The organism is Streptomyces sp. NPDC040589, from assembly GCF_055594445.1.
On sequence record NZ_JBVIWP010000005.1, the window covers coordinates 279,377 to 305,962 of the forward strand.

The 26,586-nt window shown below is 68.8% G+C and carries 26 protein-coding genes, 1 tRNA gene and 1 pseudogene; 16 read left to right on the forward strand and 12 right to left on the reverse strand.

Annotation, left to right across the window (positions count from 1 at the left end; all coding sequences use genetic code 11):
• Positions 1-152 precede the first annotated feature (152 nt).
• The 3 genes from ACZ58V_RS24005 to ACZ58V_RS24015 all read left to right on the forward strand — a co-directional run bounded on the left by ACZ58V_RS24005 (position 153) and on the right by ACZ58V_RS24015 (position 3,345).
• Positions 153-1,157, forward strand: a complete 1,005-nt coding sequence (locus ACZ58V_RS24005; RefSeq protein ID WP_468198558.1) for a HesA/MoeB/ThiF family protein — start codon at positions 153-155, stop codon at positions 1,155-1,157.
• A 106-nt stretch (positions 1,158-1,263) separates the two neighbouring features.
• The gene (locus tag ACZ58V_RS24010; protein ID WP_471292111.1) at positions 1,264-2,589 is read left to right on the forward strand and encodes an ABC transporter substrate-binding protein; all 1,326 of its coding nucleotides are present in this window, start codon (positions 1,264-1,266) and stop codon (positions 2,587-2,589) included.
• A 9-nt stretch (positions 2,590-2,598) separates the two neighbouring features.
• Positions 2,599-3,345 carry a class I SAM-dependent methyltransferase gene (locus ACZ58V_RS24015; protein ID WP_471292113.1) on the forward strand — a complete coding sequence of 249 codons (747 nt, stop codon included), beginning with the start codon at positions 2,599-2,601 and terminating at the stop codon, positions 3,343-3,345.
• A gap of 111 nt (positions 3,346-3,456) precedes the next feature.
• Here ACZ58V_RS24015 and ACZ58V_RS24020 read toward each other — a convergent pair whose 3' ends face one another.
• Positions 3,457-4,158, reverse strand: coding sequence for a DUF5324 family protein (locus ACZ58V_RS24020; protein ID WP_359891225.1), 702 nt, complete (start codon positions 4,156-4,158; stop codon positions 3,457-3,459).
• Between the two features lie 352 nt (positions 4,159-4,510).
• Between ACZ58V_RS24020 and ACZ58V_RS24025 the strand changes: the two genes are divergently transcribed.
• Positions 4,511-5,038 (forward strand): peptidylprolyl isomerase, encoded by a 528-nt coding sequence (locus ACZ58V_RS24025; RefSeq protein ID WP_382839091.1) that lies wholly within the window; start codon positions 4,511-4,513, stop codon positions 5,036-5,038.
• Positions 5,039-5,174: 136 nt separating this feature from the next.
• The gene (locus tag ACZ58V_RS24030; protein WP_468198565.1) at positions 5,175-6,065 is read left to right on the forward strand and encodes a rhomboid family intramembrane serine protease; all 891 of its coding nucleotides are present in this window, start codon (positions 5,175-5,177) and stop codon (positions 6,063-6,065) included.
• Between the two features lie 255 nt (positions 6,066-6,320).
• Here ACZ58V_RS24030 and crgA read toward each other — a convergent pair whose 3' ends face one another.
• The gene (gene crgA, locus ACZ58V_RS24035; RefSeq protein WP_189727162.1) at positions 6,321-6,575 is read right to left on the reverse strand and encodes a cell division protein CrgA; all 255 of its coding nucleotides are present in this window, start codon (positions 6,573-6,575) and stop codon (positions 6,321-6,323) included.
• 139 nt (positions 6,576-6,714) lie between these two features.
• On the opposite strand from crgA, the gene ACZ58V_RS24040 reads away from it, so the two are divergent.
• From ACZ58V_RS24040 to ACZ58V_RS24065, 6 genes are read left to right on the forward strand one after another with little or no spacing between them, the layout of a single operon-like run.
• Positions 6,715-7,494 carry a DUF881 domain-containing protein gene (locus ACZ58V_RS24040; protein ID WP_471292116.1) on the forward strand — a complete coding sequence of 260 codons (780 nt, stop codon included), beginning with the start codon at positions 6,715-6,717 and terminating at the stop codon, positions 7,492-7,494.
• 23 nt (positions 7,495-7,517) lie between these two features.
• The gene (locus ACZ58V_RS24045; protein ID WP_468198568.1) at positions 7,518-8,195 is read left to right on the forward strand and encodes a class E sortase; all 678 of its coding nucleotides are present in this window, start codon (positions 7,518-7,520) and stop codon (positions 8,193-8,195) included.
• A 17-nt stretch (positions 8,196-8,212) separates the two neighbouring features.
• The gene (locus tag ACZ58V_RS24050; RefSeq protein WP_189727378.1) at positions 8,213-8,410 is read left to right on the forward strand and encodes a hypothetical protein; all 198 of its coding nucleotides are present in this window, start codon (positions 8,213-8,215) and stop codon (positions 8,408-8,410) included.
• Positions 8,407-9,045: an aminodeoxychorismate/anthranilate synthase component II gene (locus tag ACZ58V_RS24055; protein ID WP_468198570.1), complete on the forward strand. Its 639-nt coding sequence runs from the start codon at positions 8,407-8,409 to the stop codon at positions 9,043-9,045. Before ACZ58V_RS24050 ends, ACZ58V_RS24055 begins: the two co-directional genes overlap by 4 nt.
• The gene (locus ACZ58V_RS24060; protein WP_471292118.1) at positions 9,042-10,241 is read left to right on the forward strand and encodes a class E sortase; all 1,200 of its coding nucleotides are present in this window, start codon (positions 9,042-9,044) and stop codon (positions 10,239-10,241) included. The genes ACZ58V_RS24055 and ACZ58V_RS24060 overlap by 4 nt, the downstream gene beginning before the upstream one ends.
• A 13-nt stretch (positions 10,242-10,254) precedes the next feature.
• Complete coding sequence (locus tag ACZ58V_RS24065) at positions 10,255-11,007, forward strand: class E sortase (protein WP_471292120.1); 753 nt, start codon at positions 10,255-10,257, stop codon at positions 11,005-11,007.
• Positions 11,008-11,101: 94 nt separating this feature from the next.
• On the opposite strand, the gene ACZ58V_RS24070 is transcribed toward ACZ58V_RS24065, so the two are convergent.
• The 9 genes and pseudogenes from ACZ58V_RS24070 to ACZ58V_RS24110 form a co-directional block, all read right to left on the reverse strand.
• Positions 11,102-12,133: a restriction endonuclease gene (locus tag ACZ58V_RS24070; protein WP_471292122.1), complete on the reverse strand. Its 1,032-nt coding sequence runs from the start codon at positions 12,131-12,133 to the stop codon at positions 11,102-11,104.
• 163 nt (positions 12,134-12,296) lie between these two features.
• Positions 12,297-12,464, reverse strand: a pseudogene (locus ACZ58V_RS24075) (TetR/AcrR family transcriptional regulator); the annotation flags it as partial.
• A 148-nt stretch (positions 12,465-12,612) separates the two neighbouring features.
• The gene (locus ACZ58V_RS24080) at positions 12,613-12,978 is read right to left on the reverse strand and encodes a hypothetical protein (RefSeq protein ID WP_468198578.1); all 366 of its coding nucleotides are present in this window, start codon (positions 12,976-12,978) and stop codon (positions 12,613-12,615) included.
• A 133-nt stretch (positions 12,979-13,111) separates the two neighbouring features.
• Positions 13,112-15,133 (reverse strand): Stk1 family PASTA domain-containing Ser/Thr kinase, encoded by a 2,022-nt coding sequence (gene pknB / locus ACZ58V_RS24085; protein ID WP_471292125.1) that lies wholly within the window; start codon positions 15,131-15,133, stop codon positions 13,112-13,114.
• 169 nt (positions 15,134-15,302) lie between these two features.
• A complete protein-coding gene (locus tag ACZ58V_RS24090; protein ID WP_468198582.1) occupies positions 15,303-16,781 on the reverse strand; it encodes a peptidoglycan D,D-transpeptidase FtsI family protein in 1,479 nt (492 codons plus the stop codon).
• Positions 16,778-18,235 (reverse strand): FtsW/RodA/SpoVE family cell cycle protein, encoded by a 1,458-nt coding sequence (locus ACZ58V_RS24095; RefSeq protein ID WP_468198584.1) that lies wholly within the window; start codon positions 18,233-18,235, stop codon positions 16,778-16,780. Before ACZ58V_RS24095 ends, ACZ58V_RS24090 begins: the two co-directional genes overlap by 4 nt.
• Positions 18,236-18,262: 27 nt before the next feature.
• The gene (locus ACZ58V_RS24100; RefSeq protein WP_468198586.1) at positions 18,263-19,816 is read right to left on the reverse strand and encodes a Stp1/IreP family PP2C-type Ser/Thr phosphatase; all 1,554 of its coding nucleotides are present in this window, start codon (positions 19,814-19,816) and stop codon (positions 18,263-18,265) included.
• Positions 19,817-19,954: 138 nt separating this feature from the next.
• The gene (locus ACZ58V_RS24105; RefSeq protein ID WP_468198588.1) at positions 19,955-20,464 is read right to left on the reverse strand and encodes an FHA domain-containing protein FhaB/FipA; all 510 of its coding nucleotides are present in this window, start codon (positions 20,462-20,464) and stop codon (positions 19,955-19,957) included.
• 10 nt (positions 20,465-20,474) lie between these two features.
• Positions 20,475-21,350 carry an FhaA domain-containing protein gene (locus ACZ58V_RS24110; RefSeq protein WP_468198590.1) on the reverse strand — a complete coding sequence of 292 codons (876 nt, stop codon included), beginning with the start codon at positions 21,348-21,350 and terminating at the stop codon, positions 20,475-20,477.
• A 484-nt stretch (positions 21,351-21,834) separates the two neighbouring features.
• Here ACZ58V_RS24110 and ACZ58V_RS24115 point away from each other — a divergent pair.
• From ACZ58V_RS24115 to ACZ58V_RS24135, 5 genes are all read left to right on the forward strand, one after another.
• A tRNA-Leu gene (locus ACZ58V_RS24115) sits at positions 21,835-21,918 on the forward strand.
• 323 nt (positions 21,919-22,241) lie between these two features.
• Positions 22,242-23,180, forward strand: a complete 939-nt coding sequence (locus ACZ58V_RS24120; RefSeq protein ID WP_468198592.1) for an ABC transporter ATP-binding protein — start codon at positions 22,242-22,244, stop codon at positions 23,178-23,180.
• Positions 23,180-24,010 carry an ABC transporter permease gene (locus tag ACZ58V_RS24125; protein WP_471292129.1) on the forward strand — a complete coding sequence of 277 codons (831 nt, stop codon included), beginning with the start codon at positions 23,180-23,182 and terminating at the stop codon, positions 24,008-24,010. Before ACZ58V_RS24120 ends, ACZ58V_RS24125 begins: the two co-directional genes overlap by 1 nt.
• A 25-nt stretch (positions 24,011-24,035) precedes the next feature.
• Positions 24,036-25,376, forward strand: coding sequence for a sensor histidine kinase (locus tag ACZ58V_RS24130; RefSeq protein ID WP_471292132.1), 1,341 nt, complete (start codon positions 24,036-24,038; stop codon positions 25,374-25,376).
• Positions 25,373-26,038 (forward strand): response regulator, encoded by a 666-nt coding sequence (locus ACZ58V_RS24135; RefSeq protein WP_471292135.1) that lies wholly within the window; start codon positions 25,373-25,375, stop codon positions 26,036-26,038. Before ACZ58V_RS24130 ends, ACZ58V_RS24135 begins: the two co-directional genes overlap by 4 nt.
• On the opposite strand, the gene ACZ58V_RS24140 is transcribed toward ACZ58V_RS24135, so the two are convergent.
• A complete protein-coding gene (locus ACZ58V_RS24140; protein ID WP_468198602.1) occupies positions 26,035-26,562 on the reverse strand; it encodes a winged helix-turn-helix transcriptional regulator in 528 nt (175 codons plus the stop codon). The genes ACZ58V_RS24135 and ACZ58V_RS24140 overlap by 4 nt on opposite strands.
• Positions 26,563-26,586 lie beyond the last annotated feature (24 nt).

Genomic DNA, 26,586 nt, shown 5'->3' on the forward strand with positions numbered 1-26,586 from the left:
CGGTCCCCCCCCCCCTCCCCCCCCACCCCCCCCCCCCCCCCTCCCCCCCCCTCCCCCCCCCCCCCCCCCCCCCCCCCCCCCCCCCCCCCCCCCCCGCTCCGTGCATCCCTGAGTGGTATCCGCTTCCTGCTTCGAGGATGTGTTCGCGCGCTATGCGTGTATGGCTGAACCCGGCCTGGCAACTGGAATCGGCCGACGGCACGGTGACGTTCCAGGGCGAGAAGAAGAAATACGTCCTCGATGACAGCAAAGGAACTGTCAGCCGGCTGCTGGAAGCCCTCGAAGGCGGCTGCGACAACGAAGCCCTCGAAGCGCTGACGCGCCATGACTCCGCATGCGCGGGCCTCGTCGGAGCCTTATGGAAACGCGGCCTTCTCATCGAGTCACCCTCGGGGCCCGCGGGCGACGACAGCGTCCATGCCCGGCAGTGGGGGCATCTGGCCCTGCACTCACACCGCCCTGACGAGGCACAACGCCGCATCTGCGGCGCCAAGGTCATGGTCATGGGCGTCGGCGGCACCGGCAGCGTGATCCTTCAGCACCTCATCGGAGCCGGCGTCAGGCGCTTCGTCCTCGTCGATGCCGACAAGGTCCAGCTGAACAACCTGAACCGCCAGTTCACCTTCCCCGTGGCAGCCGTGGGCGAACCCAAACTGGACGCGGCCCACACCTATATCAGAGACCGTGTGCCGGACGCCGACATCTCTCTCGTCGACCGGTTCGTCCGATCGCCCGCAGAAATCGGCGAAGTCCTGGAAACCCATGCGGACGTCGATGTCATCGCCGTGTGCATCGACCAGCCGATCGGCAGCATCTCCGATGCCGTAGCCGCAACGGCCTGGGGTCGGAATGTGCCGACCATATTCGGCGGTGTGGGCATGCAGCGGGGCTTCTACGGACCGCTCTTCGCCCCGGGGAAATCAACCGTCACCCCCGAGCAGCTCTCCTTTCCCGCGCGCACCGACGCCGCGCCGGAGAATGATGCCGGGAATCTCCGGAGCACGCGCTACTCCTTCGGCCCCAACAACACCATCATCGGTGCCTGGATGGCCGCTGCGATCATTCATCACCTTGCGGGTATCACCGAGCTCGTCGAATACGACGCGCGGAAAATCATTGACTTCGAAACCGGTCATATCATCGCCCAGGCCCAATAAGCGGGCGCTCGGCATGCTGTGGTCAAGGCTTTGAGTGGCTGTACCTCGCCCTAGCGGCACGGTTCGCGCCAAAAACGCAGCAGTATCGCGCCAAAGGGGAAGCGGCATGTCCAAGCCGATCCGAGTGGAAACGGACCTGATTCCGTCGGGCCTCTACGGCGCCGCCGACGACTGGACCGGCCTGACGATCACGCGCCAACTCACCCGCCCGCTCTTCGTGGAAGGCCCCGACCGCACCCTGACGCCAGGCCTGCTGCACCACCCGCTCCGCCTCGACGAGAAACGCTGGGACTTCGCCCTGCGGCCCGGTGCGGGGTGGTCCGACGGCCGGCCGATCCACGCGCGCGACATCGCGCGCCACATCGCCGCAGTCGCCAAGCAGGCCGGCCCCTTCGCCTGGCTCGTGTCGCTCATCGAGCAGATCCAGCCCCTCGACCCCGACCGGCTGCTGCTGACCACCCGCCACCCCGTCGGCAATCTGCCCGCACTCCTCGCCAACCCCGTCTTCGGCCCCCGGCACAGCGACCCGGCCATCACCAGCGGCGCCTACACCCCGGCCGACGGCCCACCCGGCGAAATCCGCCTGCGGGCAACCGGCCCCTGGCCCGATGTCACCTACGTCCTGTCCTCCGGCGCCGAACACGGGCAGCGCCTCTACGACCGAGAAGCCGTCGACATCACCTGCCCGACGACGTTCCCCGTGCCCCGATGGGCCCACCGCGCCGACTACCCGGACCTCCAGATCGACGACCTCGACATCGCCGTCGCCCTCCTCCCGCCGAACAGCATGGCCGCAGAACAGAAGCAGGCCGTCGCGGCCGCCCTCGACCGGCAGGACCTGTCCCGCAGACTGCACGGCGCCCTCAGCCCACTCGACTCCCTCACCGGCCTGTGGGACCCCCACCGCCCCACCACACCCGCCCGCCCGGCACACGAACTGTTCCCGGCACCCGGGCGCACCACCGCCCGCCTGGTCTTCCCGGACTTCTCACCGAACCAGGAGACGGCCCGCATCCTCGCCGACCAGATCGGCCAGAACACCGGACTCACCCTCCGGCCCGAGGCCATCGACTACCGGGCCTATCTCACCGAGCTCCACACCACACACCGCGAAGACTTCCGCCTCGTGCTCATGGCCTCGCCCTGGCCCGACCCGGCTGCCCTCCTGCTCCCCTTCACCCGCCGCCCAGCGGACCGGCTCCCCGGCGGACCCACCTCCGCGTTCAAGGACCTCGTACACCGGGCCCTCGCCGCAGACGACCTCCAGGACCGGCTCGCCCACTGCGCCCAAGCCGAACAACTACTGAACACGACCGGCGAAGTCTGCCTGTTCGGACGGCTCAGGTCGGCCACCCGGCTCCGCGTGAAGAACTACGTCAGCCCGCCGTCCGGCTGGGCCGACCTGTCGGTGTGCGAACCCCCGCCAGACTGAGGACAAGCGATGGCAAAGATCAATTACCTCAAGGTCAACGAGCAGTACTGGGACTCCAACAGCGAGCTCTACCACGATGCCCACCCCGAACACTTCGACGCCGACCGGCACCCCTCCTGGGGCATCTGGCACCTGCCCGAGAGCGACCTCAAGATCTTCACCGACGACCTCCCGGCCGGCTCCCGCATCATCGACCTCGGCTGCGGCATCGGGCACGACACCACCGGCTTCGCCCGCGCCGGATACCAGGCCTACGGAGTCGAACTCTCCGCAGGCCAGCTCTCACGCGCCCTCGGCGAAGGAGCCGCCGGCTTCGTCCAAGCCGCGGCCGAGCGCCTGCCGTTCCGCTCAGGAGTCTTCGACGCGGCCTTCTGCGACCACGGCGCGTTCGACTTCTCCCCACCCAGACGCCTGCTCCAGGAAGCCCACCGCGTGCTCCGCCCCGGCGGCATCCTCGGCCTGTGCACCTACTCCCCGCTCCTGCAGATGTGCTTCGACAACCAGAGCGGCACCGTCGGCGAGCGCCTCGCGAACCCCTACGGCGACGCCCGGATGCAGTACGGCGGCGACGTGGTCGTCTTCCACTCCACCCACGCCCAGTGGATCGACATGTTCCGGGACTGCGGATTCTCCATCGAACGACTGGTGGAACCCATCGCCCCCGCCGGCGGCGCCACCTACTTCAAGGAAGCACTCGACCGTAACTGGGCGGAGAAGTGGCCGGCGGAAGTGGTGTGGAAGGTACGCAAGGTCTGAGCAGAAGCCTGTTTCACGTGAAACAGCACGGCGGGGCGGGAGACCCTCACGGTCGGCTCTCAAAGCCGGACCCGAGTCTCCCGCCCCGCCGTGCAGTCGCCCCGGCGACCGTCAGGAACGGTCGTCGCGCTGAGCGGCCTCTTCCTCGGCCTGCTTGGCCTGGACCTCCGGGTCCAGGACCGACTTGCCGCTGCCGTCCACGGAAGACAGCCGGCCCGACTCGGGAACCTCCGTCGCGGCGGGCGGCTCCACCAGCCAGTCCGGATTCGCCTGCTTGTCCCACCACTTCCAGGCGGCGAAGGCACCACCGGCGAGGGCACCCAGAATCGCCAGCGTCTTCACGGCACGGCCGGCCCTCGCCCGCCGCTCCTGCTTGCGCACCAGCTTCTGGATCTCCTTCGACGAGACCTGACCGCGCAGCGCGGCCATCGCGGCCACACTCCGGGCCGCGGCCTCCGTCGTGACGGGCCCGGCCGCGGCCATCGCCTGCTCAAGCCTCGGCCGGGAGTAGTCCGCCGCCTGCCTTGCGGCCTTGCGCGTGCGGACGGCGGCTTCCTGGGCGGCCTGGTCGACCTTCGGCGGCACATGCGTACGGGCCTGCTCCAGATACGGCTGCACATGGGCGCCGTACTGAACACGTGCCTGTCCGGCGGCCTGGGTCACCTTGGGCGCCAGCCGTACGCGTGCCTCGTGTGCGTAGTGCGTTGCCCTGTCCTTGGCCGTGTCGGCGTAGGGCGCCACCACTTCCGCGGCGTGCAGCACGCTGTCCTTCGCCGAACCGGTCGCGGCGCGCACGCTGTCGATGCGGGTCACGGGTTCCTCCTCCTCGGTGGCGTACGGTATTTCGACTTTCCACCCTTTTACGGATCATGCCTCCGGGTGCGCCGCCAGGCATGCGCGGACGGGCATCCGGGTCACGGGAAACGGCCCAGGGCCATCTCAGGTCGAACGCCGATCACGTGCAATAGCGGATGAATCGGGGGCAACAGGAGCTTGTCGTCGACAATGCCACGGATCGCCGCCGCGCGCCCCCGCCCCGGGACTACTCGACCGGTTTTCCGCAACCGATCGGCCCTGTTTCCCCCGGCGAACGGAGGTCAGGCGACGTGGAGCGCCGTCCATGCGAGGATCAGGGAGTCACGGAAAGACAACGGAAGGCAGGATCGTGGCTGAGCAGCTCTACGCCACCCTGAAGACCAACCACGGCGACATCGAAGTCCGGCTTCTGCCGAACCACGCCCCCAAGACGGTCAAGAACTTCGTCGAGCTCGCCCAGGGTGAGCGGGAGTGGACTCACCCCGAGACCGGGAAGAAGTCCACGGACAGGCTCTACGACGGTACGGTCTTCCACCGGGTGATCAGTGGCTTCATGATCCAGGGCGGTGACCCGCTGGGCAACGGCACCGGCGGTCCCGGCTACCAGTTCGAGGACGAGTTCCACCCGGACCTGCGCTTCGACAAGCCCTACCTGCTGGCGATGGCCAACGCCGGCCCGGGCACCAACGGCTCGCAGTTCTTCGTCACCGTCTCCCCGACGGCGTGGCTGAACCGCAAGCACACCATCTTCGGCGAGGTCACCGACGCGGCGAGCCAGAAGGTCGTGGACACCATCGCCACGATCCAGACGAACCCGCGCACCGACCGCCCGGTCAACGACGTGATCATCGAGTCGGTCGTCATCGAGACCCGCTGAGCACGAAGGCCCCCACAGGGGAACCAATCGCCCCGCTCGTCCGTAAGGATGGGCGGGGCGGGGCTTTTCCCACCACGGCCTTCACGACCCACGGCTTCCACCACAGACCCACGGCTTCCACGACATAGGGGATCTCATGGACGACCAGGCCGCGGGCAGCCCGCAGGACGCCCACAGCGTCCCCATGTGCTACCGCCACCCGGACCGCGAGACCGGCATCCGCTGCACCCGCTGCGAGCGCCCGATCTGCCCCGACTGCATGGTCAACGCCTCCGTCGGATTCCACTGCCCCGAGTGCGTCCGCACCGGCTCCGGCACAGGTCACGCGCCCACCGCCGCCATGCCCCGGACGCTCGCGGGCGGCGCGATCGCCTCCGACCCCCGCCTGCTGACCAAGATCCTCATCGGTATCAACCTGGCGGTGTTCATCGCCGTCCAGGTCCGCGAGTCGATCCTCACCGACATCGTCCTGCTCGGCGCCTGGCCGCCGGCACCCTTCACACCCACCCAGGGCGTGGCGGGAGGCGAGTGGTACCGCATGGTGACCTCGATGTTCACGCACCAGGAGCCCTGGCACATCGCGTTCAACATGCTCAGCCTGTGGTGGCTCGGCGGCCCGCTCGAAGCGGCCCTCGGCCGTCTCCGCTACCTCGCGCTCTACCTCGTCTCGGGCCTCGCGGGCAGTGCCCTGGCCTATCTGCTGGCCTCCCCGAACACGGCCACGCTCGGCGCCTCCGGCGCGATCTTCGGCCTCTTCGGCGCCACGGCCGTGCTGATGCGCCGGCTCAACTACGACATGCGGCCGATCATCGCGCTGCTCGTGATCAACCTGATCTTCACCTTCGCCCCAGGATTCAACATCTCCTGGCAGGCCCACATCGGCGGCCTCGTCGCCGGTGTCGTCGTCGGATACGCCATGGTCCACGCCCCCCGCGCGCGCCGCGCACTGGTCCAGTACGGCACCTGCGCACTGGTCCTCGGCGTGGTCGTCCTGCTGACCCTCCTGAGGACGGCCCAGCTCAGCTGAGCGTGATGTTGTCCACAGCGGGTGGCCAATCTTGTGCACACGGTGCGGGAACACATGTGCCCCCTGTCACCGACCTGCGTTTCCGCAGGTCAGGCAGGGGGCGAACAGGTTTTCGAGCTGCGGTACTTCCGTCGTACCGGCGTCAACACTCAACGAGTTATCCACAGATCGTCTTTCTTTTCCACCTGTGGATAACTGCTGTGGATAACTCAGCGAACAGCCCTGGGCAGAGGTGCGTTCACCGTCCGGTGACCGCTACTTCCACTGGGTGGAGACACCGAATCCGGCGGCGATGAAGCCGAAGCCCACCACGATGTTCCAGTTGCCCAGCGTGTCGATGGGCAGCGAGCCGTCGGTGACGTAGAAGACGACGATCCAGGCCAGACCGATGAGGAACATGGCCAGCATGACGGGCGCGACCCAGGACCGGTTGGTCAGCTTGATGGCGGTCGCCTGCTTCGCCGGCGGCGGCGTGTAGTCGGCCTTCTTGCGGATACGTGACTTCGGCACGAGGGTCTCTCCTGTCGATGCGCTGCGTGGCCGCGCAGGGAACTGGGTCTGGCTCGGGGCAGCGTGAGGGGACTCTGAGTGCTCCCCCGGTCGTCCGTTAGCGTAGTGCTTCCGTGGCGCCGAAGGAGATAAGGGTACGTTGAGCAATTCTGCCGACTCCCCCGGGACGGGATCCACCCCTGAGCGCGCGCGCCGCTTCCGGCCCGTGCGAATCCTCACGGCGGCCGTCTTCGCTCTCGCGGGTCTGATCTTCTTCACCAGCTTCAACACCGCCAAGGGCACCAATATCCGTACGGACAGTTCCCTGCTGAAGCTGTCCGACCTCATCCATGAGCGCAGCCGTGAGAACGGCGAGCTGGACGAGACCAACGGAACCCTGCGCCAGGACATAGAGGCGCTCGCCGAGCGCGACGACGGCAGCACCAAGGCGGAGGACGACAAGCTCGCCGCCCTGGAGGAGCGCGCGGGCACCCAGAAGCTCAAGGGCGATTCGCTGACGGTCACCCTCAATGACGCCCCGCCGGACGCCACCGCCAAGCTGCCCGGCTATCCCGAGCCGCAGCCCGACTTCCTGGTGATCCACCAGCAGGACCTCCAGGCCGTGGTGAACGCGCTGTGGCAGGGCGGGGCCAAGGGCATCAAGGTCATGGACCAGCGGCTGATCTCCACCAGCGCGGTGCGCTGTGTGGGCAACACCCTGATCCTGCAGGGTCGCGTCTACTCGCCGCCGTACAAGATCACGGCGGTGGGTGACCCGGGCAAGCTGCAGAGGTCGCTCGCGGCGGCCCCGGCGATCCAGAACTACATGGTCTACGTCAACGTCTACGGGCTCGGCTGGAAAGTCGAGGAGAACGGGCCGGTGACTCTTCCCGGCTACTCGGGCACAGTGGATCTGCACCACGCGAAGCCCGTGGAATAGGAGCCAGGCCGGGGGAGCTGCCGGTGCGCGTGATCGTCAGGACCGTCAGCGAACTGTGCATCACCGTCGGCAGCGTGATCGTGCTGTTTGTCGTCTATGTGCTGTTCTGGACCGGTGTGAAGGCCGACCATGTCATGGACGACCAGATCGATCTGCTTCAGCGGGAGTGGTCGAAGCCTCGTCCGTCGGCCGAGGGCTCCCCTGCGAGCCCGCCGAGGCCTGCGCCCTACGCCAAGGGCAGGCCCTTCGCGATCATGTACATCCCGCGTCTTGGTTTCACGTGGAACAAGCCGGTGCTCGAGGGCACCGCGACCGGCACTCTGAAGAAGGGCCTCGGGCACTACGCGGACACCGCTCAGCTGGGGCAGAAGGGGAACTTCGCGGTCGCCGGCCATCGCCGCACCTACGGCGACCCCTTCAAGGACTTTCCCAGGCTGCGGCGCGGCGATGCGGTGGTGCTGACCGACGGCACGACATGGTTCACGTATCGGATCGACAAAGGCCCGTACAAAACAGTGCCCTCGGACATCGAGGTGATCGACCCTGTTCCACGTACTTCCGGGTACACGGGTCCGGGCCGTTATCTGACGCTGACCACGTGCGAACCGGAATGGGGTCACAGTCATCGTCTGATCGTCTGGGCGCACCTGGACTCCACCCAGCCTGTGGAGGCCGGGAAACCTGAGGCGTTGCGCCGTTAGTCTGGTGGCTGTACGGCGTGGGTCTGGTGCCGTGGTACGACGGAAGGGACGGCATGTACGGCTGGGTCTGGCGGCATCTGCCGGGGAACACGTGGGTGAAGGCGCTGATCTCACTCGCCCTGGTCGTGGCCGTGGTCTATGTCCTCTTCCAGTTCGTCTTCCCGTGGGCGGAACCGCTTCTGCCCTTCAACGATGTGACGGTGGACAACCAGTGAGCGCGCGCATTCTCGTCGTCGACAACTACGACAGCTTCGTCTTCAACCTGGTCCAGTACCTGTACCAGCTGGGCGCCGAGTGCGAGGTCCTGCGCAACGACGAGGTGTCTACGGCGCATGCCCAGGACGGCTTCGACGGTGTTCTGCTCTCCCCGGGGCCCGGTACTCCGGAGCAGGCGGGCGTCTGTGTGGACATGGTCCGGCACTGCGCCGCCACGGGTGTCCCGGTCTTCGGCGTCTGCCTCGGTATGCAGTCGATGCAGGTGGCGTACGGCGGGGTCGTGGACCGTGCGCCCGAGCTGCTGCACGGTAAGACCTCGCTGGTGGAGCATGCGGGCGGGGGTGTCTTCGCGGGTCTGCCCTCGCCGTTCACGGCGACGCGCTATCACTCGCTGGCCGCCGAGCCGGCCACGGTCCCGGCCGAGCTGGAGGTCACGGCCCGGACGCACGACGGCATAGTGATGGGCCTGAGGCACCGGGAACTGCCGGTCGAGGGTGTGCAGTTCCACCCGGAGTCGGTGCTGACCGAGCACGGGCACCGGATGCTGGCCAACTGGCTGGTGGAGTGCGGCGACCAGGGCGCGGTGGCGAGGTCGGCGGGGCTCGCCCCGGTGGTGGGCAGGGCCTCGGCGTGACGGCGCTGCGCCCCGAGCGCGAGTCCGACACCTCGTACGGGCAGCAGTCGTACGGGGCGCGGGGTGCGTTCGAGGACTGGTCGGGCTCAGGGGCGTACGGCGCTTCCCCGCAGCCGGAACCGCAGCCGGAACCGCAGCCGAATCCGCAGCCGAATCCGCAGCTGAGTCCGCAGCCGCAGCCGTACATGTCAGAGCCGGAGCCGGATCCGTACGCGGCGTCGTACGAGCCGCTCCCGGAGGAGCCGTACCTGCCTCCTGTCGACGAGGAGACGGTGGCGCTGCGGATACCGGATCCGCCGCCCGCGGACGGTGACTCCGTGGCGGGCTCTCCGGGCTCGTCCGCCTCCCGGCAGGCCGGACCGGCCCATGGCGGCCGGGCGGCCCGCAGAAAGGCCGCCAAGCGCCGTCACGGGCGCCATGGCGGTGCTCCGGACGCCCGACCGGCTCAGGAGGAGTCGGCTCAGGAGGGTCGGCGGGCGCCGCTGTCACGGGTGGAGGCGCGGCGGCAGGCGAAGGCGCGCAAGCCGGGCGCGGCGGTCGTCGCCAGCCGGGCGATCGGTGAGGTGTTCATCACGACCGGCGTGCTGATGCTCCTGTTCGTCACCTACCAGCTGTGGTGGACGAACGTCCGGGCGCACGCGCAGGCGGGCAGCGAGGCCAGCAGCCTCCAGGACGACTGGGCGAGCGGCAAGCGCAAGCCGGGGGCCTTCGAGCCGGGGCAGGGCTTCGCCATCCTGCACATCCCGAAGCTGGACGTGGTCGTGCCGATCGCCGAGGGCACGAGCAACAAGGGCGTCCTGGACCGGGGCATGGTCGGGCACTACGCGGACGGTGCGCTGAAGACCGCGATGCCGGGTGACAAGAGCGGAAACTTCGGGCTCGCGGGTCATCGCAACACGCATGGAGAACCGTTCCGGTACATCAACAGGCTCACGCCGGGTGATCCGATCGTGGTGGAGACGCAGGACGAGTACTTCGTCTACAAGATGGCGTCGATCCTGCCGGTGACCCCGCCGAGCAACACGAGCGTCCTGAAGCCCGTCCCCACCGGGTCGGGTTTCACCGGGCCCGGCCGTTACATCACGCTGACCACGTGCACGCCGGAGTTCACCAGCAAGTACCGGATGATCGTCTGGGGCAAGATGGTCGAGGAACGGCCGCGCAGCAAGGGCAAGCCGGATGCGCTCGTCAGTTAAGGGCAGATGACCAGTGGCAGCGACCACCGACACGGATCACGAAGAGCACATCGGCGCGCCCGCGTCCCGGCCGGCGGCGGCACGCCGTCGGCCCGGCCCGATCGCCATAGCGGTCAGTGTCTTCGGGGAACTCCTCATCACCGCGGGCCTGGTCCTCGGGCTGTTCGTCGTCTACTCGCTGTGGTGGACGAACGTCGTCGCCGACCGTGCGGCCGGCAAGCAGGCCGACAAGGTCCGTGACGACTGGGCTCACGGGCGGGGCGGTCCCGGTGTGCTGGACACCAAGAACGGCATCGGCTTCCTGCATGTGCCCGCGATGAAGAACGGCGAGGTCCTGGTCGAGAAGGGCACGTCGAACAAGATCCTCAACGACGGTGTCGCCGGCTACTACACCGACCCGGTCAAGGCGGCCCTGCCGATGTCGGGCAAGAACGGCAACTTCTCCCTCGCGGCCCATCGCGACGGCCACGGCGCCCGGTTCCACAACATCGACAAGATCAAGAAGGGCGACCCGATCGTCTTCGAGACGAAGGACAAGTGGTACGTCTACAAGGTCTACGACATCCTTCCCGAGACCTCGAAGTACAACGTCAAGGTCCTGTCCAAGGTCCCGAAGGAATCGGGGAAGAAGAAGCCGGGCCACTACATCACCCTGACGACCTGCACGCCTGTGTACACGAGCACGTACCGCTACATCGTGTGGGGTGAGCTGGAGCGGGTCGAGAAGGTGGACAGCGAGCGGACTCCGCCGGAGGAACTGCGCTGATCGTCCTCCTTGGGGGAGGCCGGCCGCTAGCATGACGGAGGCCCGAAGCCGCAACCATCTTTTGCGGCTTCGGGCCTTTTGCCGTGGTCCGGTTTCACTCCAGGACGGTCAGTGGCGCCCCGGCGCTCCACTCCTCCAACAGCCCGCGGTGTACGGCGGTGATGCCGCTCTCGGCTGCGATGTTCAGGGCGTCGCGGGTGAAGGGGCAGGTCGCCACGAACAGGGCCACCTCGGATTGGTGCAGGACCTTGGCGGCCCCGACGAACTTCTGGACGTCGGGGCTGGTGATGGAGAGGTGCGGCGCGAATCTCTTGCACTGGACGACGATGCGCCGCCCGTCGGCCGTGAGTGCGGTGATGTCGATGCCTCGGTCCCTTCCGCCGCCTTGAACGACGACGTTGGTGCAGCCGTCGCGGCGCAGCAGCTCGGCGACGCGTTCTTCGAACTCGCGGCCGTTCATGGCGTCCATGGAGGCCATGACTCCGGCGAGGGGACGGCCTTCGCGTGGGCCTTCCAGCCGCTGCAGCCGGGCGTTGTGCTGTCGGAGCCGCTTTTCGATGCGCTGGACGCCTGCCCGTAGGGCGATGAGCTCTCGCTGGTGCTCGCCCGACGTTTCGATCAGGGCGTTGAACATGGGGACGACGGTCTTGCCCAGGATGTGGGTGATGCGCTGGTCGATCCTGTCGTCGAGGGATACGACGTCGGCCGGGACAGGGTTTTCCACAGGCTGTGTGCGTGCCTGGTACTCCATGTCGAGGAGATAGACACGCACGTGACGTGCGACTTCGCTGTCACGGAGCAGCATGGCGACGTTGAGGACGGCGCGTCGGGAGAAGAGGGCGAGGGACCGGGTGCGGGACTGGATTCCACTGAGTTGCTTCAAGTAACTCAGTTCTGTGCCTGTCAGAACTCGGTACCCGCTCGCCTCGAGCTCGGCACGGTGATCGTGCACGAGGGCACGGATGGTCTCGACCGTGACGTTGAAGTACGTCGCCACCATCGCCGTCGTCACATGCATCCCGTCCGGCAGCAGCGTCAGTGTCTTGACTCTGTCGAGTACGTCCGTGCGGTCGAGCACGCTGCAGCGCAGAGTCGGCGATTCCAGCAGCGCGGTTTCGTTGATCACGTCTTGCCCTTCGGCTCGTATGGCCGGGGTGGAGTTCCGATGCCTCACCCCACCCGGTGAACGAGTCATGAAATGTGAAGACACGATCGATGGGCGTACGAGTCTGCGAGGCAGGCCTGAAACGCCCTAACGCTGAAGCGGCGCGCCCAGGGCGGATCCCGGGCTCCGGGTCGAAGTGCTGCTGAGACAGGACTAACTGATGGAACATCATGCCGTCGAGGTCGTCGAACAGGACGCGGCAGTGTTCTCGCGGCTCGGGTGAGCCAAGGGTCGCGAGCCTCTGGGAGACCCAAGCGATCAGGGATTCCTGGGCGCGGTTCAGTGGCTCGCGGACGGTGGCCCGGGCCGAGGGCGTGGCGGGTCAGGTGGGTCAGGGCTTCGACGAAGGCCTTGGGTTCTTCTCAGGACAAAGCCGAAGGGGGCCTGCCCGCATGACCTGCGGGCAAGCCCCCTTCACCTGCTCGTCATTCCACCGTGGCTCAGGTGGTGAGGTTGTACTTGAAGCCGCTGAACTTGTCGCCGCTCTTGATGAGCGAGACGCGCACGCCGACCTTGATGTTCTCGGGCACCTGGCTCCCGAAGCACTGGTACTCGTGCGTCAGGGCGGGCTGCTTCGTCTTCAGCTGGGCGATCGTCTTGTAGTCGCTCATCCTGAAGAGGTGGATCTCGACGGCGTAGCCATCGCTCTGGTCGTCGTAGACGGTCAGGCAGTCCCCGTCATGACCGAAAGCGCCCCTGCCGCCCGGGTCCCAGTCCGTCGTCTCGACGAAGCCGCTGTTGGTCCCGGCGTTCGCCGTCCCCGAGGCGAGGAAGGTCAGGGCGCAGGCAGCCCCCAGGGCTGCCACGATTCGCTTCTTGATGATTACCCCCATGTGGTCATGTCGTGTTCAAGACACGATCATGGCGTGATCATAACCCAGCAGATACGAAGGCGCCCCAGCACCGAGGGTGCTGGGGCGCCTTCCGTACGCGGCGCGGTCAGTCGTCCTCGGTGCGGCCGTCGAGGCCGCCGAAGATGCCGCCGTTGCCGTTGCCGCCGTTGTTGTTGCCGCCTCCGACGCCGACGGTCTGCAGAGTGATCGTCGTGCCCGCGGGGTCGTCGACCTCCTGGTTGCCCTGCGGGTCCTGGCCGGTGACGAGGGCGGTGTCGCTCTGGTCGCTGCCGCCCGCGAACTGGATGTTCGTGAAGCCGGCCGCGGCCAGGGCCTGCTTGGCCTGGCCGACCGTCTGGCCGACGACCTGAGGCACGCGCGCCTTCTGCTTTTCCTTCTTGCCGATCTGGATGTTCACCGACGAGTTCTTGTCGACGGAGGAGCCGGCCTGCGGCGTGGTCTGGATGACCTTGCCGACCTGGTTGTCGTCCTGGGTGTCGACCTCGGTGCAGTTGCCCACCAGGTTGTTGGCGGTCATCTGCGCCTTGGCCTGGTCACAGCTCTGGCCGAGGACGTCCGGGACGGTGGACTTCTCCTCCGCCTTGGCGATGGTGAGGGTGATCTTGGATCCCTTCTCCACCTCCTCGCCCAGGGCCGGGTCCTGCTCGAGGACGGTGCCGGGGTCCTCTGAGGACTCCTTCGGCTTCGTCTCGACCACGAACTTGTACTTGTCGCCCTCCAGCGTCGCCCTGGCGTCGTCGATGATGTCGCCGACGACACTCGGCACGGCCACCTTCGGCGCCCCGGTCGACACGGTCAGGGAGATGGTGTCGTTCTTCTTGACGCTCGTCCCGGCCTGCGGATCCTGGTCGCAGACCTTGCCCTTGCTCTGGCTCTCGCAGGGCTTGTTGGTGGTGGTCAGCTTGAGATCGCTGTTCTTCGCCAGCCGCTTCGCGTCCGGCAGCGTTTCGCCGACGAAGTTCGGAGTGGGAACCGCGTCGTTGCCGACCCCGTTGCCACTGAACGCCCACCGTCCGATCAGGATCGCGCCCACCAGCACCAGGATGCCCGCCGCCACCAGCAGGATCGTGGAGGTGCTGGACTTGCGCTGCTGCCCGCGGCGCCGGTCGGGGCGGTCGTCGTAGCCGTAGCCGCCGTCGTCCGGGCCCACGGGGGGCAGCATGGACGTGGCGCCCGCGCCGGAGTCCGCGCGCAGGGCCGTCGTCGGCTGGTCGTCTGGGTAGCCGCCGTAGCCCACCGAGCCCATCGCGGCCGTGGCGGCGACCGGCTGGCCGTCGAGGCAGGCCTCGATGTCGGCGCGCATCTCGTCGGCCGACTGGTACCGGTAGTCGGGGTCCTTGACGAGGGCCTTCAGCACGATCGCGTCCATCTCGGGCGTGATCTCGGGATCGAAGACCGACGGGGACTGGGGCTCTTCCCGTACGTGCTGGTACGCGACGGCGACCGGGGAGTCGCCCACGAACGGCGGACGGACCGTCAGCAGCTCGTAGAGCAGACAGCCGGTCGAGTAGAGGTCCGACCTCGCGTCGACCTGCTCGCCCTTCGCCTGCTCCGGAGAGAGGTACTGGGCGGTGCCGATGACGGCCGAGGTCTGGGTCATCGTCATGCCGGAGTCGCCCATGGCGCGGGCGATGCCGAAGTCCATGACCTTGACCTGGCCGTTGCGCGTCAGCATGACGTTGGCCGGCTTGATGTCGCGGTGGACGATGCCGGCTCTGTGCGAGTACTCAAGGGCCTGGAGGATGCCGATGGTCATCTCCAGCGTCCGCTCCGGCAGCAGCTTGCGACCGGAGTGCAGAAGCTCACGGAGCGTCGAGCCGTCCACGTACTCCATGACGATGTACGGGATCGACACGTTGTCGATGTAGTCCTCGCCCGTGTCGTAGACCGCGACGATCGCGGGATGGTTGAGCGAGGCGGCCGACTGGGCCTCCCGGCGGAACCGGGCCTGGAAGGAAGGGTCACGCGCGAGATCCGCGCGCAGCGTCTTCACCGCCACGGTGCGGCCGAGGCGGGTGTCATGCGCGAGGTAGACCTCCGCCATGCCACCACGCCCGAGCACCTGGCCCAGTTCGTACCGGCCGCCGAGGCGACGCGGCTCTTCCATAGCTACCTACCAGCCCTCTCCGTCGGTCCCGACCGGCACGCTTGTACGGTCGGAGGCTGCCGTCCGGGCCTACCGTACCCGGCTCGCTTTGTGTGACCTGGCCAAGCCCGTCAGCCGATACAGGACCGGTATCGCAACGTGCACCGATGTGAAACAGACGTGAGCGGGGTCACTTCTTGCTGTTGATGACCGCCTCCATCACGTTCCTCGCGATCGGCGCCGCGAGGCCGCCGCCGGAGATGTCGTCACGGACGGCGTTGTCGTCCTCGATCACGACCGCCACGGCCACCGGTGCGCCGCCGTCGTTGTCCTTGGCGTAGGAGATGAACCACGCGTAGGGGTTCTCGCTGTTGTCGACACCGTGCTGGGCGGTACCGGTCTTGCCGCCCACCTTGACGCCGTCGATCTTGGCGTTGGCGCCGGTGCCCTTGTCGACGACCGTCTCCATCATCGACTGGAGGATCTGGGCGTTCTCCGAGGACATCGGCTGGCTGAGCTCTTCCGGCTCGGTCTTCTCGATGGTGTCGACGCTGCGGGCCTGGAGCTCGTCGACCATGTACGGCTTCATCAGCTTGCCGTCGTTGGCGACGGCCGAGGCGACCATGGCCATCTGCAGCGGGGTCGAGGCGGTGTTGAACTGGCCGATCGACGACAGCGCGGTCTCCGACGGGTTCATGTCGTCGGAGAAGACCGAGGCGTTGGCGCGGACCGGGGTGAACTGCTCCTCGGTGAAGCCGAACTTCTTGGCCATCGCCAGCATCTTCTCGTTGCCGAGGTCGGAGCCGATCTTGCCGAAGACGGTGTTGCAGGAGTACTGGAGCGCCACCCGCAGGGTCGCGTTCTTGCAGGGGATGTTCCCCTCGTTCTTCAGCGGAGTCGTGGTCCCCGGCATGGTCCACGGCAGCGGCGTCTCCGTCTTCTGGTCCGCCTCCGAGTACAGCCCGTCCTCCAGCGCGGCGGCCGCGGTGAGCACCTTGAAGGTGGAACCCGGCGGGTAGGTCTCGCGCAGCGCCCGGTTGAGCGTCGGGTCGTCGGGGTTGTTCTTCTTCTCCAGCTTCTGCCAGGCCTTGGTGTCCGTGGTCGTGGAGTTCCCGGCGAAGGTCGACGGGTCGTACGACGGGTAGGAGGACAGAGCCAGGATCTTGCCGGTGGACGGCTCAAGAGCCACCACCGCTCCCTTGGCGCCCTGCTTCTTCAGACCGTTGTACGCGGCCTTCTGCGCGGCGCCGTTCAGCGTGGTGACGACGTTGCCGCCCTCTTGCTTCTTGCCCGTGAGCATGTCGAGGGTGTTGCGGAAGAACAGCCGGTCGTCGTTGCCGGTGAGGATGCCGTCCTCGAGGTTCTCCAGCTGCGTGGCACCGAAGGCCTGCGAGGCGTAGCCGGTGACCGGCGCCCACATCGCGCCGTCCTTGTAGGTGCGCTTGAACTTGAAGTCGCTGCCCGATGTTTCCTTGGAGCCGGTGATCGGCTTGCCGTCGACGATGATGTCGCCGCGCGGCGAGGCGTAGCGCTCGATGGTGACCCGGCGGTTGTTCTTGTTGGTGCGGAGTTCGTCGGCCTGGACGTACTGGATCCAGTTGTCGCGGATCAGCAGGGCCAGGACGAGGAGACCGCAGAAGATCGCGATCCGGCGCAGGGGCTTGTTCATGACGGGCGGACCACCTGGGTCATCTCGGCGTCGGGGTTGCTTGCCGGGGCGGGGGCCGGGCGGCGTGCGGTGTCGCTGATGCGCAGCAGGATGCCGATCAGGGCCCAGTTGGCGATCACGGAGGATCCGCCGTAGGCGACGAACGGCAGCGTCATACCGGTCAGCGGGATGAGGCCCATCACACCGCCGGCCACGACGAAGACCTGGAGGCCGAAGGCGCCTGACAGGCCGATGGCCAGCAGCTTGCCGAACGGGTCGCGGGCCGCGAGCGAGGTGCGCACGCCCCGCTCGATGATCAGGCCGTAGATCAGCAGGATCGCCATGACGCCCGCAAGACCCAGCTCCTCGCCGAAGGTCGCGAGGATGAAGTCGGAGTTGGCGGCGAAGCCGATGAGGTCGGAGTTGCCCTGCCCGAGTCCGGTGCCGAGGGTGCCGCCCGAGCCGAAGGCCCACAGGGCCTGCATGGCCTGTTCGGAGTGGACGATGCCGTCCTGGACGCCGGCCCGGGAGAGCTCGAACTCGCGCATCGGGTCGAGCCAGGCCTGCACACGGGTCTGGATGTGCGGTTCGAAGCTCGCCACACCGACGGCGCCGACCGCGGACATCAGCAGACCGAAGACGATCCAGCTGGTCCGCTCGGTGGCGACGTACAGCATGATGACGAACATCCCGAAGAACAGCAGGGATGTGCCGAGGTCGGTCTCGAAGACCAGGATGAGGATCGACATCACCCAGACGACCAGGATCGGACCCAGGTCGCGGCCACGCGGCAGGTACAGGCCCATGAAGCGGCGGCTGGCCAGGGCCAGGGCGTCCCGCTTGACCATGAGGTAGCCGGCGAAGAAGACCGCGAGGGCGATCTTCGCGAACTCGCCGGGCTGGAGCGTGCCGAGGCCGGGGATCTTGATCCAGATCTTGGCGCCGTAGACGTCCGCGCCGAGGCCGGGCACGAGGGGCAGGACCAGCAGGAACAGCGCGCCCGCCATGGAGATGTACGTGTAGCGCTGCAGGACGCGGTGGTCCTTGAGGAAGATCAGCACGACCACCAGCAGGGCGACGCCCATCGCGGAGTACAGCAGCTGGCGCGGTGCGGCCTCGACGAAGTTGGGGCTCGCCTGGAGCTTCTTCGACTGGTCCAGGCGCCAGATGGCGACCAGCCCGATGCCGTTCAGCAGCGTGGCCAGCGGCAGCATCAGCGGGTCCGCGTAGGGCGCGAACTTCCGTACGACGAGATGGCCCACGCCGGCCAGCAGGCCGAGGCCCAGGCCGTAGCCCAGCAGGCCGGCGGGCACCTCGTCATTGATGGCCAGCCCGACATTGGCGTAGGCGAAGACCGGGATGACGACGGCGAACACCAGCAGCGCGAGCTCGGTGTTGCGCCGGCTCGGCGCACCGATCGCGCCGATCGTGGACGTGTGGTGCGTCGGCGAGTTCGACGTATTCGTACTGCTCATCGTGTGACAGGGCCTCTCACGGCTTGCCTACTGCTTACCGCACAGCGAGACGACCTTCTGCTCTTCCTCCGAGAGGCTGGGGCCGGGGCTGGGAGTAGGTGCGGTCGTGGACGGGGGCGTGGACTTCTCAGGCGCCGACGGCGAGCCCGACGGGTTCGACGGGTTCGGCGTCGGTGTGGCCTTGGACGTGAAGGAGGCGGGAGTGGTTCCCGTGGTGCCCCCGGCCTCGCCTTCGCCGGTCTTGGAGTTGTTCCGGCTCTCGGCGTCGCGCCGCTGCGCTTCCTTCTTGCACGCGGAGGCCTGCACCGACAGTTCCTGGATCTTCGACTGGGCGTTCTTCAGGCCGCCCTCGGCGATGGTCGCCTTGACCAGCTTCTGCTGGTAGGGCGGCAGGTACTTGAGTTCGATGTCGGGGTGGTCCTTCTCGATCTCCGACAGCGACACCCAGGCCAGATCCTGGCTGATGCCCCGGTACAGCGCGACGTGCTCGTCCTCGGCGCCGACGTAGTACTGCGTCTGCGTCCAGCGCCAGCCGCCGTAGAGTCCGCCGCCGATGACGGCCAGCGCGAGGGCGCCGTAGAAGGATCTCTTCAGCCAGCGGCCCTTGCGGCGTGGCTTGACGAAGTCGTCGTCGCCGTAGTCCAGGCCGGTCGCCGGGATGTAGCCGGTGGTGTCGCCGGAGCCGGGCGGGCCGAACTCGCCTCCGCCGCCGTGCCCGTGCCCCTGGCGGCCGAGGCCGGAGGCGCGGCCGGCGGGGGTCTGCATGATGCCGTTGTCGTGCAGCTGGTGCTGGTTCTCGGCGACGGCGCCGACCACGACCGGGGTGTCGGAGAGCTGCCCCGCGAGGGTGTCGCCGGTGTCCAGGTCGAGGACGTCGGCGACGATCACGGTGATGTTGTCCGGGCCGCCGCCGCGCAGTGCCAGCTCGATCAGGTTCTGGACGGTGTCCTGGGGGCCCTGGTAGCTGGCGAGGGTGTCCTCCAGGGTCTGGTGGGACACCACGCCGGACAGGCCGTCGGAGCAGATCAGGTAGCGGTCGCCGGCGCGGACCTCGCGGATGGACAGGTCCGGCTCGACGTGGTCGCCGGAGCCGAGCGCGCGCATCAGCAGCGACCGCTGCGGGTGGGTCGTGGCCTCTTCCTCGGTGATGCGGCCCTCGTCGACCAGGCGCTGCACCCAGGTGTGGTCCTGTGTGATCTGTGTCAGGACGCCGTCGCGGAGGAGGTAGGCGCGGGAGTCGCCGACGTGTACGAGGCCGAGGCGCTGGCCCGTCCAGAGCAGGGCGGTCAGGGTGGTCCCCATGCCCTCAAGCTGGGGGTCCTCCTCGACCATGGAGCGCAGCTGGTCGTTGGCGCGCTGGACGGCCGTGCCGAGCGAGGTGAGGACGTCGGAGCCGGGGACGTCGTCGTCGAGCGCGACGATGGTGGAGATCGCCTCGGAGGAGGCGACCTCACCGGCCGCGGCGCCGCCCATGCCGTCGGCGATGGCGAGCAGGCGCGGGCCGGCGTAACCGGAGTCCTCGTTGCCCTCCCGGATCATCCCCTTGTGCGATCCGGCGGCGAAGCGCAGTGACAGACTCATGCGCACCTCGCCTGTCGGCTCCGGGTACAGCCGGTCGTGTCGAGCCACACTGCCCACCCTCCGGTCGGGAGCGCGCGGGGGCCCGGGAGGCCCGCCACCGCGTGCTCGCTCCGCTCGCGCTCATTCATTGGTGTAGCACTACTTCCGCAGCTCGATGACGGTCTTGCCGATGCGGATCGGCGCGCCCAGCGCAATCGGTGTGGGAGTCGTCAGCCGGTTCCGGTCCAGGTACGTGCCGTTGGTGGAGCCGAGGTCCTCGACGATCCACTGGCCGTCGCGGTCCGGGTAGATCCTGGCATGACGGCTGGACGCGTAGTCGTCGTCCAGCACGATCGTCGAGTCGTGCGCCCGGCCCAGGGAGATGGTCTGGCCCTGGAGCGCGACCGTCGTGCCGGTGAGGGTGCCCTCGGTCACGACCAGCTTGGTGGGGGCGTTACGGCCGCGTCGGCCGCCGGCGGGCTGCTGGCGCTGCTGCGGTGGCGCCTGGCGGGCGGCCTGCTGCTGCCGGCCGGCCTCGCGGCGCGATCCGCGCTGCGTGACACGCGTCCCGAACAGGTCGCTGCGGATGACCTGCACGGCCACGATCACGAACAGCCACAGTACGGCCAGGAAACCCAGCCGCATGACCGTGAGGGTCAGCTCTGACATTGCCCCCGCTTCACCCTTCGGCTTGCCGGTAAATGATGGTGGTGCTGCCCACGACGATCCGCGAGCCGTCGCGGAGCGTAGCGCGGGTGGTGTGCTGCCCGTCCACCACGATGCCGTTGGTGGATCCGAGATCCTGGATCGTCGAGGGCGTTCCGGTCCGGATCTCGCAGTGCCGGCGGGAGACGCCGGGGTCGTCGATCCGCACGTCGGCGTCGGTGCTGCGGCCCATCACGAGCGTCGCGCGGGAGATCTGATGGCGGGTGCCGTTGATCTCGATCCAGTGGCGGGTACGTCCGCCGGAGGCCGGGGCGGCGGGAGGCCGCTGGCCGCCTGCGGGCTGCGGGTAGCCGTACCCGCCGGGGCGGCCGCCGGGCGGCGGCGCGGACGGCATGGGCGGTGCGCCGGCGGGCGATCCGGCGGCCGGCGGGTAGCCGTAGCCACCGCCGCCGCGTCCGCCCTGCGGGGCGGCGGGCGCGGCGGCGCCGCCTCCCGGGCCGTCCTGCTGGCTGCTGGAGGAGGCGAGCGTACGGCTGCGCACCCGGTACAGGCCGGTGTCGAGGTCGTCCGCCTTCTCCAGGTGGACCTTGATCGGGCCCATGAAGGTGTAGCGCTGCTGCTTGGCGTAGTCGCGCACCATGCCGGCGAGCTCGTCGCCGAGCTGGCCGGAGTAGGGGCTGAGCCGCTCGAAGTCCGGCGTGCTCAGCTCGACGATGAAGTCGTTGGGCACGACCGTCCGGTCGCGGTTCCAGATGGTGGCGTTGTTGTCGCACTCGCGCTGGAGAGCTCCCGCGATCTCCACGGGCTGGACCTCGGACTTGAACACCTTGGCAAAGGTGCCGTTGACCAGACCTTCGAGACGTTGCTCGAACTTCTTCAGGACTCCCATGGGGCACCTCCTCCTTGGCTGCCGTCCTGTGTACTGCCCTGCGGGCCGCTTGCCGGGTACTGCTGGTACTGCTTACTGATCGTATCCACGCGCCGGTCGATCGGCTGGTTCCCCCTGTCAGTGCGGCCGACGGGTGTCGACGCATGACGAAGTTCCCTGTGGAGCTCTTCTTCGAACTCTTCCGGTGGTACCGCTGCGCGTCACCGCCTCGCGTACCCCTGCCAAGGATCGTAGAGGCGGCCGTGGACCAGTGTCCCGCACCGGGCTGTGGACCCGGACCGCCTCCTGGGGAGACAAGGGGTACCGGTACGAGGTTGATACGTGAAGCAGTGCGTGTTGATACGTGGCCAGGACATCGAAGGTTCGGGGGCGGGTCTGCCTGCGGGGACAAGGGATGTGAACCCACCCCTTCCTGCGTGCTAATGTTCTGGGTGTCGGAAGGCGCCGGGCCCGCAAGGGACAGGAGCCCAGGACACACCCAAATGCGCGGGTGGCGGAATAGGCAGACGCGCTGGATTCAGGTTCCAGTGCCCGCAAGGGCGTGGGGGTTCAACTCCCCCCTCGCGCACAGTGAGAACCGATGAAACGGGTCTCTGCCGGTGACGGAAGTCACGGCAGGGGCCCGTTTCTCGTTGCCGTGATCCCTGTGAGGCATCACACAGCCTGGTCAGGCCCCCCGACGGGCCTCGCGCGTGAGCTATATCACGGCGGCCGGGTCCTCGCCGTGAGCCGTCGGGCCCGGTGGGTCGACTGGTACCGCGGTACCACTCGGGCGCCGAAGAGTCGCCTCCGGTCCCAGGGCCGGGGCGGGCCGCGCTCCTAGCTTCGAAGGCAGGCATCGCGGCGCGTCCGCGGGCCGGTCCGAGTACGAGGCGGGAAGGGCCCACTCCCATGATCGAAGCGCGAGAGCTGACGAAGCGCTACGGCGACAAGACGGTCGTCGACAACCTGAGCTTCACCGTGAAGCCCGGTGAGGTGACCGGTTTCCTCGGCCCCAATGGCGCGGGCAAGTCCACGACGATGCGCATGATCGTCGGCCTGGACTCCCCCACCAGGGGCTCGGTCACCGTGGGCGGCGCGGCGTACGCCCGGCATTCCGCGCCCCTGCAGGAGATCGGCACGCTGCTGGAGGCCAAGTCCGTCCACCCCGGGCGCAGTGCGCGCGGCCATCTGATGGCGCTCGCGCACACCCACGGCATTCCGCGCCGCCGGGTGGACGAGGTCATCGAGCTGGCCGGACTGACCAGCGTGGCCGGCAAGCGCGTCGGCGCCTTCTCGCTCGGCATGGGCCAGCGGCTCGGCATCGCCTGCGCCCTGCTGGGCGACCCGGCGATCGTCATGCTCGACGAACCGGTCAACGGCCTGGACCCCGAGGGCGTGCTGTGGGTGCGCAATCTGCTGCGCTCCCTGGCCGACGAGGGCCGGGCCGTGATGCTGTCCTCGCACCTGATGAGCGAGACCGCGCTGATCGCCGACCACCTGGTGATCATCGGACGGGGACGGCTGCTCGCCGACACGACCGTCGACGACTTCACCCGGGAGGCAGGCGGGGGAGGCGTGAAGGTCTGCACCGCCGAGGCCATGCGGCTGCGTTCGCTGCTGGCCGGGCCGGACGTCACGATCAGCTCCTCCTCCGCCGAGGAGCTCATGGTCGCCGGACGGGATGCCCGGGAGATCGGGGCGATCGCCGCGCGGCACGGGGTGACGCTGTACGAACTCACTCCGCGGGCCGTCTCGTTGGAGGCGGCGTTCATGGAACTCACCCGGGATGTCGTCGAGTACCAGAGTGCTCCGGCCGCCACCGCCGGGTCCGATCGAAGGGCCGCCTGATGACTGTCACCTCGCCGGTCCCGGCACATCCGACGAAGTACAAGGTGACCGGCCTGCGGGTGCTGCGCTCGGAGTGGGCCAAGTTCTGGTCGCTGCGCTCCAGTTGGATCACGCTGGGCGTCGCCGTCGTGCTGCTGATCGCGCTCGGCGCGATCGCCTCCGCCACCTACAGCCCCGATGCCGCCGCCGACAGCGGCCCGCCCGGCGGCCCGGGTTCCGGTACCCAGGACGCGGTGAGCCTGGCGCTGCTCGGCGTCACCTTCGCCTCCCTTGCCGTGGGCGTCCTCGGGGTGCTGCTGTCCGCCGGTGAGTACACCACCGGCATGATCCGCTCCACCCTCACCGCCGTGCCGCGCCGGCTGCCGGTCCTGTGGTCCAAGGCAGCCGTGATCGGTCCCATCGCCCTGGTGCTCACCACCATCGGCGCGCTGGCCGCCTTCCAGCTGGGCACCCTCGGTCTCGACGGCGAGAGGATCGCCCTGTCCCTGAGCGACGACGGTGTGCTGCGCGGCCTCGCCGGAGCCGGTCTCTATCTCGGCCTGGTCGCCGTGGCCGGTGTGGCGCTGGGGGTGCTGCTGCGCTCCTCCGCCGGCGCGATCGCGGTCCTGGTCGGCGTCCTGCTCATCCTGCCCGGCCTGGCCTCGCTGCTGCCCGACTCCCTGTACGACACGATCAACCCCTACTTCCCCAGCAACGCGGGGTCGGCCATGTACGCCCTGCACGAGTCCTCGGGCGCCCTCTCGCCGGGGGCCGGGCTCGCGGTCTTCGCCGGCTGGGTGGCGCTCACCCTCGCCGGGGCCGCGTTCCGGCTCCGCGGGACCGACGCCTGACCAGGGCACGAGGACAATGGTGTCCATGAGCGCGGAACGCGCGGCGGCCGCCGCGGACACCGCCCGGGGGGCGGCGCTCCCGCCCTCCGGGTTCGACGCCGACTGGGCCCACCCGGTCCTGGGGCGGATGTGGCGCGGCCGGCAGGACCGGCAGCGGCTGGACCGCCGGCATCCGTGGCTGCTCGACACGGCGGTGGTGCTGTTCGTCGTCCTGATCAGCCTGCCCGACCTGCTCGCCGACCGCGGCCACGGCCCCTTCGGGGAAGCGGTCCACCGAGGTCAGCTGCCGTCGGGGGTCCTGTATCTCTTCGCCGCCGCGCTCATCGTGCCGCTGTGGTGGCGGCGCAGGGCCCCGGCCGTCACCTTCTTCGTGATCGCGTTCGTCTCCCTCGTGCAGTGGTCGTTCGGGGTGTGGCAGCAGGCCGGCGTCAGTACGCTCGTCGCCCTGTACTCGCTGGCTCTGCACGGTTCGTTGCGGGCGCTGGGCTGGGCCGCCGCGGTGACGGTCGCCGAGACGACGGTGGCGGTCTGCGTCCTGGTCGACATCGGGAATCCGCTGCGCGGCCTGTTCTTCCTGCTGGGGACGGCGACGGCGGCCATGGCCGTGGGGCTGACCCTGCGGATCCGCCGGATGTATCTGGCGGCGCTGGAGGACCGGGCCCGGCGCCTGGAGGTCGAGCGCGATCAGCGGGTCCGGCTCACCGCCGCGGCCGAACGCTCCCGGGTCGCCCGGGAGATGCACGACATCGTGGGCCACAATCTCTCGGTCATGGTCAGTGTGGCCGACGGTGCCGCGACCCTCGCCGCCCATCGCGAGGAGCAGTCCGCCGAGGCCCTGCGGATCCTCGGTGACACCGGCCGCCAGGCCATGAGCGAGCTGCGCCGCATGCTGGGTGTCCTGCGCGAGGACCAGGAGGAGGAGCGGCCGCTCGGCCCCCAGCCCGGCATCCGGGATCTCGACGCCCTGCTGGCCCGGGTCCGCGCGGCCGGGGTGCCGGTGACGTACCGGACCGTGGGTGATCTCGACGGGCTGGGCGGCGGAGTGCAGCTCACCGTGTACCGCATCGTCCAGGAATCGCTGACCAACACCCTCAAGCACGCGGGGACCGGCACGTCCGCCGAGGTCACCCTCGCCGTCGAGGCGGGCGAGGTGCGGGTCCGGGTCGCCGACACCGGGGCACCGCCGGGGGCACTCCCGCGGGCGAAGCCGGCGACGAGGGACGACGGCCCCGGCCACGGCCTGGTCGGCGTCCGCCAGCGGGCCGCCATGTACGGCGGGACCGTCATCATCGGACCGCGCGACACCGGCCACGGCTGGCTCGTGGACGTCGTGCTCGACGTACCACCGGGAGAACGACTGCCATGACCACCGTCCTCGTCGCAGACGACCAGCCCCTGCAGCGCATGGGGGTCCGCATGCTCCTGCAGGGCACGCCGGGCCTGGAACCCGTGGGCGAGGCCGAGCACGGCGCCGAGGCCGTGCGCATGGCCGCCGAGCTGCGTCCCGACGTCGTCCTCATGGACGTCCGGATGCCCGGCATGGACGGTATCGAGGCCACCCGCCGGATCGTCGCGTCCGGCGGCCGCACCCGCGTCCTCATCGTGACCACCTTCGACCTGGACGAGTACGCCTACGAGGGCCTGCGGGCCGGTGCCAGCGGCTTCCTGCTCAAGGACGCCCGCCCCGAGGAACTCGTCGCCGGCATCCACGCGGTCGCGACCGGTGACGCCGTCGTGGCTCCCCGCCTCACCCGGCGCCTGCTGGACGCCTACGCCCACCAGGTCCTCGCACCGGCGGACACCCCCGTGCCGGACCCGCGGCTGAGGGCCCTCAGCGACCGCGAACGGGAGGTACTGGTCGCGATCGGGCAGGGCTGGACCAACGCGGAGATCGCCGAACGGCTCGTGCTCAGCGAGTCCACGGTGAAGAAGCACGTCGGACGGGTGCTCGCCAAGATCGGGGCCCGCGACCGGATCCAGGCCGTGATCACCGCCTACGACGCCGGGCTGGTCAGGGCGAAGTCCTAGACCCGGCCGCCGTCCCCCAGCGTCCGTCCGGGGGCGAAACGCTCCTGTACGGCGGGGTCGTCCAGGAGACGGGGCGGGTAGCCGGGGCCGGTGCGGGCGGTCAGGTCCTGGTGGCGCAGGGGCTCGCCGCAGGAGGAGCAGACGACCCGGGCCTCCGTGTCGTGGTCGCAGGACGTGTGGCGCAGGACGACCGGGGCGCCCTCGTCGCCGGCCAGCCAGCGGTCGCCCCAGGCGTTGATCGCGGCGAGGACGCCGAAGAAGTCACGGCCCTTGTCCGTCAGCAGGTACTCGTGGCGCACCGGGTCGGTCTGGTAGGCGCGCCGCCGCAGGAGGCCCTCGGACTCCAGGCGGCGCAGCCGGTCGGTGAGGGTGTTGCGGGCGATGCCGAGCGAGCCGATGAAGCCGTCGAAGCGGGACTCGCCGTAGAAGACCTCGCGCAGCACCAGCAGGGTCCAGGCGTCGCCCAGGATGTCGGCGGTGCGGGCGATCGAGCAGGGCCAGGTGTCGAACGAGGTCCGTCGCATGGTTCCACTTTATTGGCCCATTTA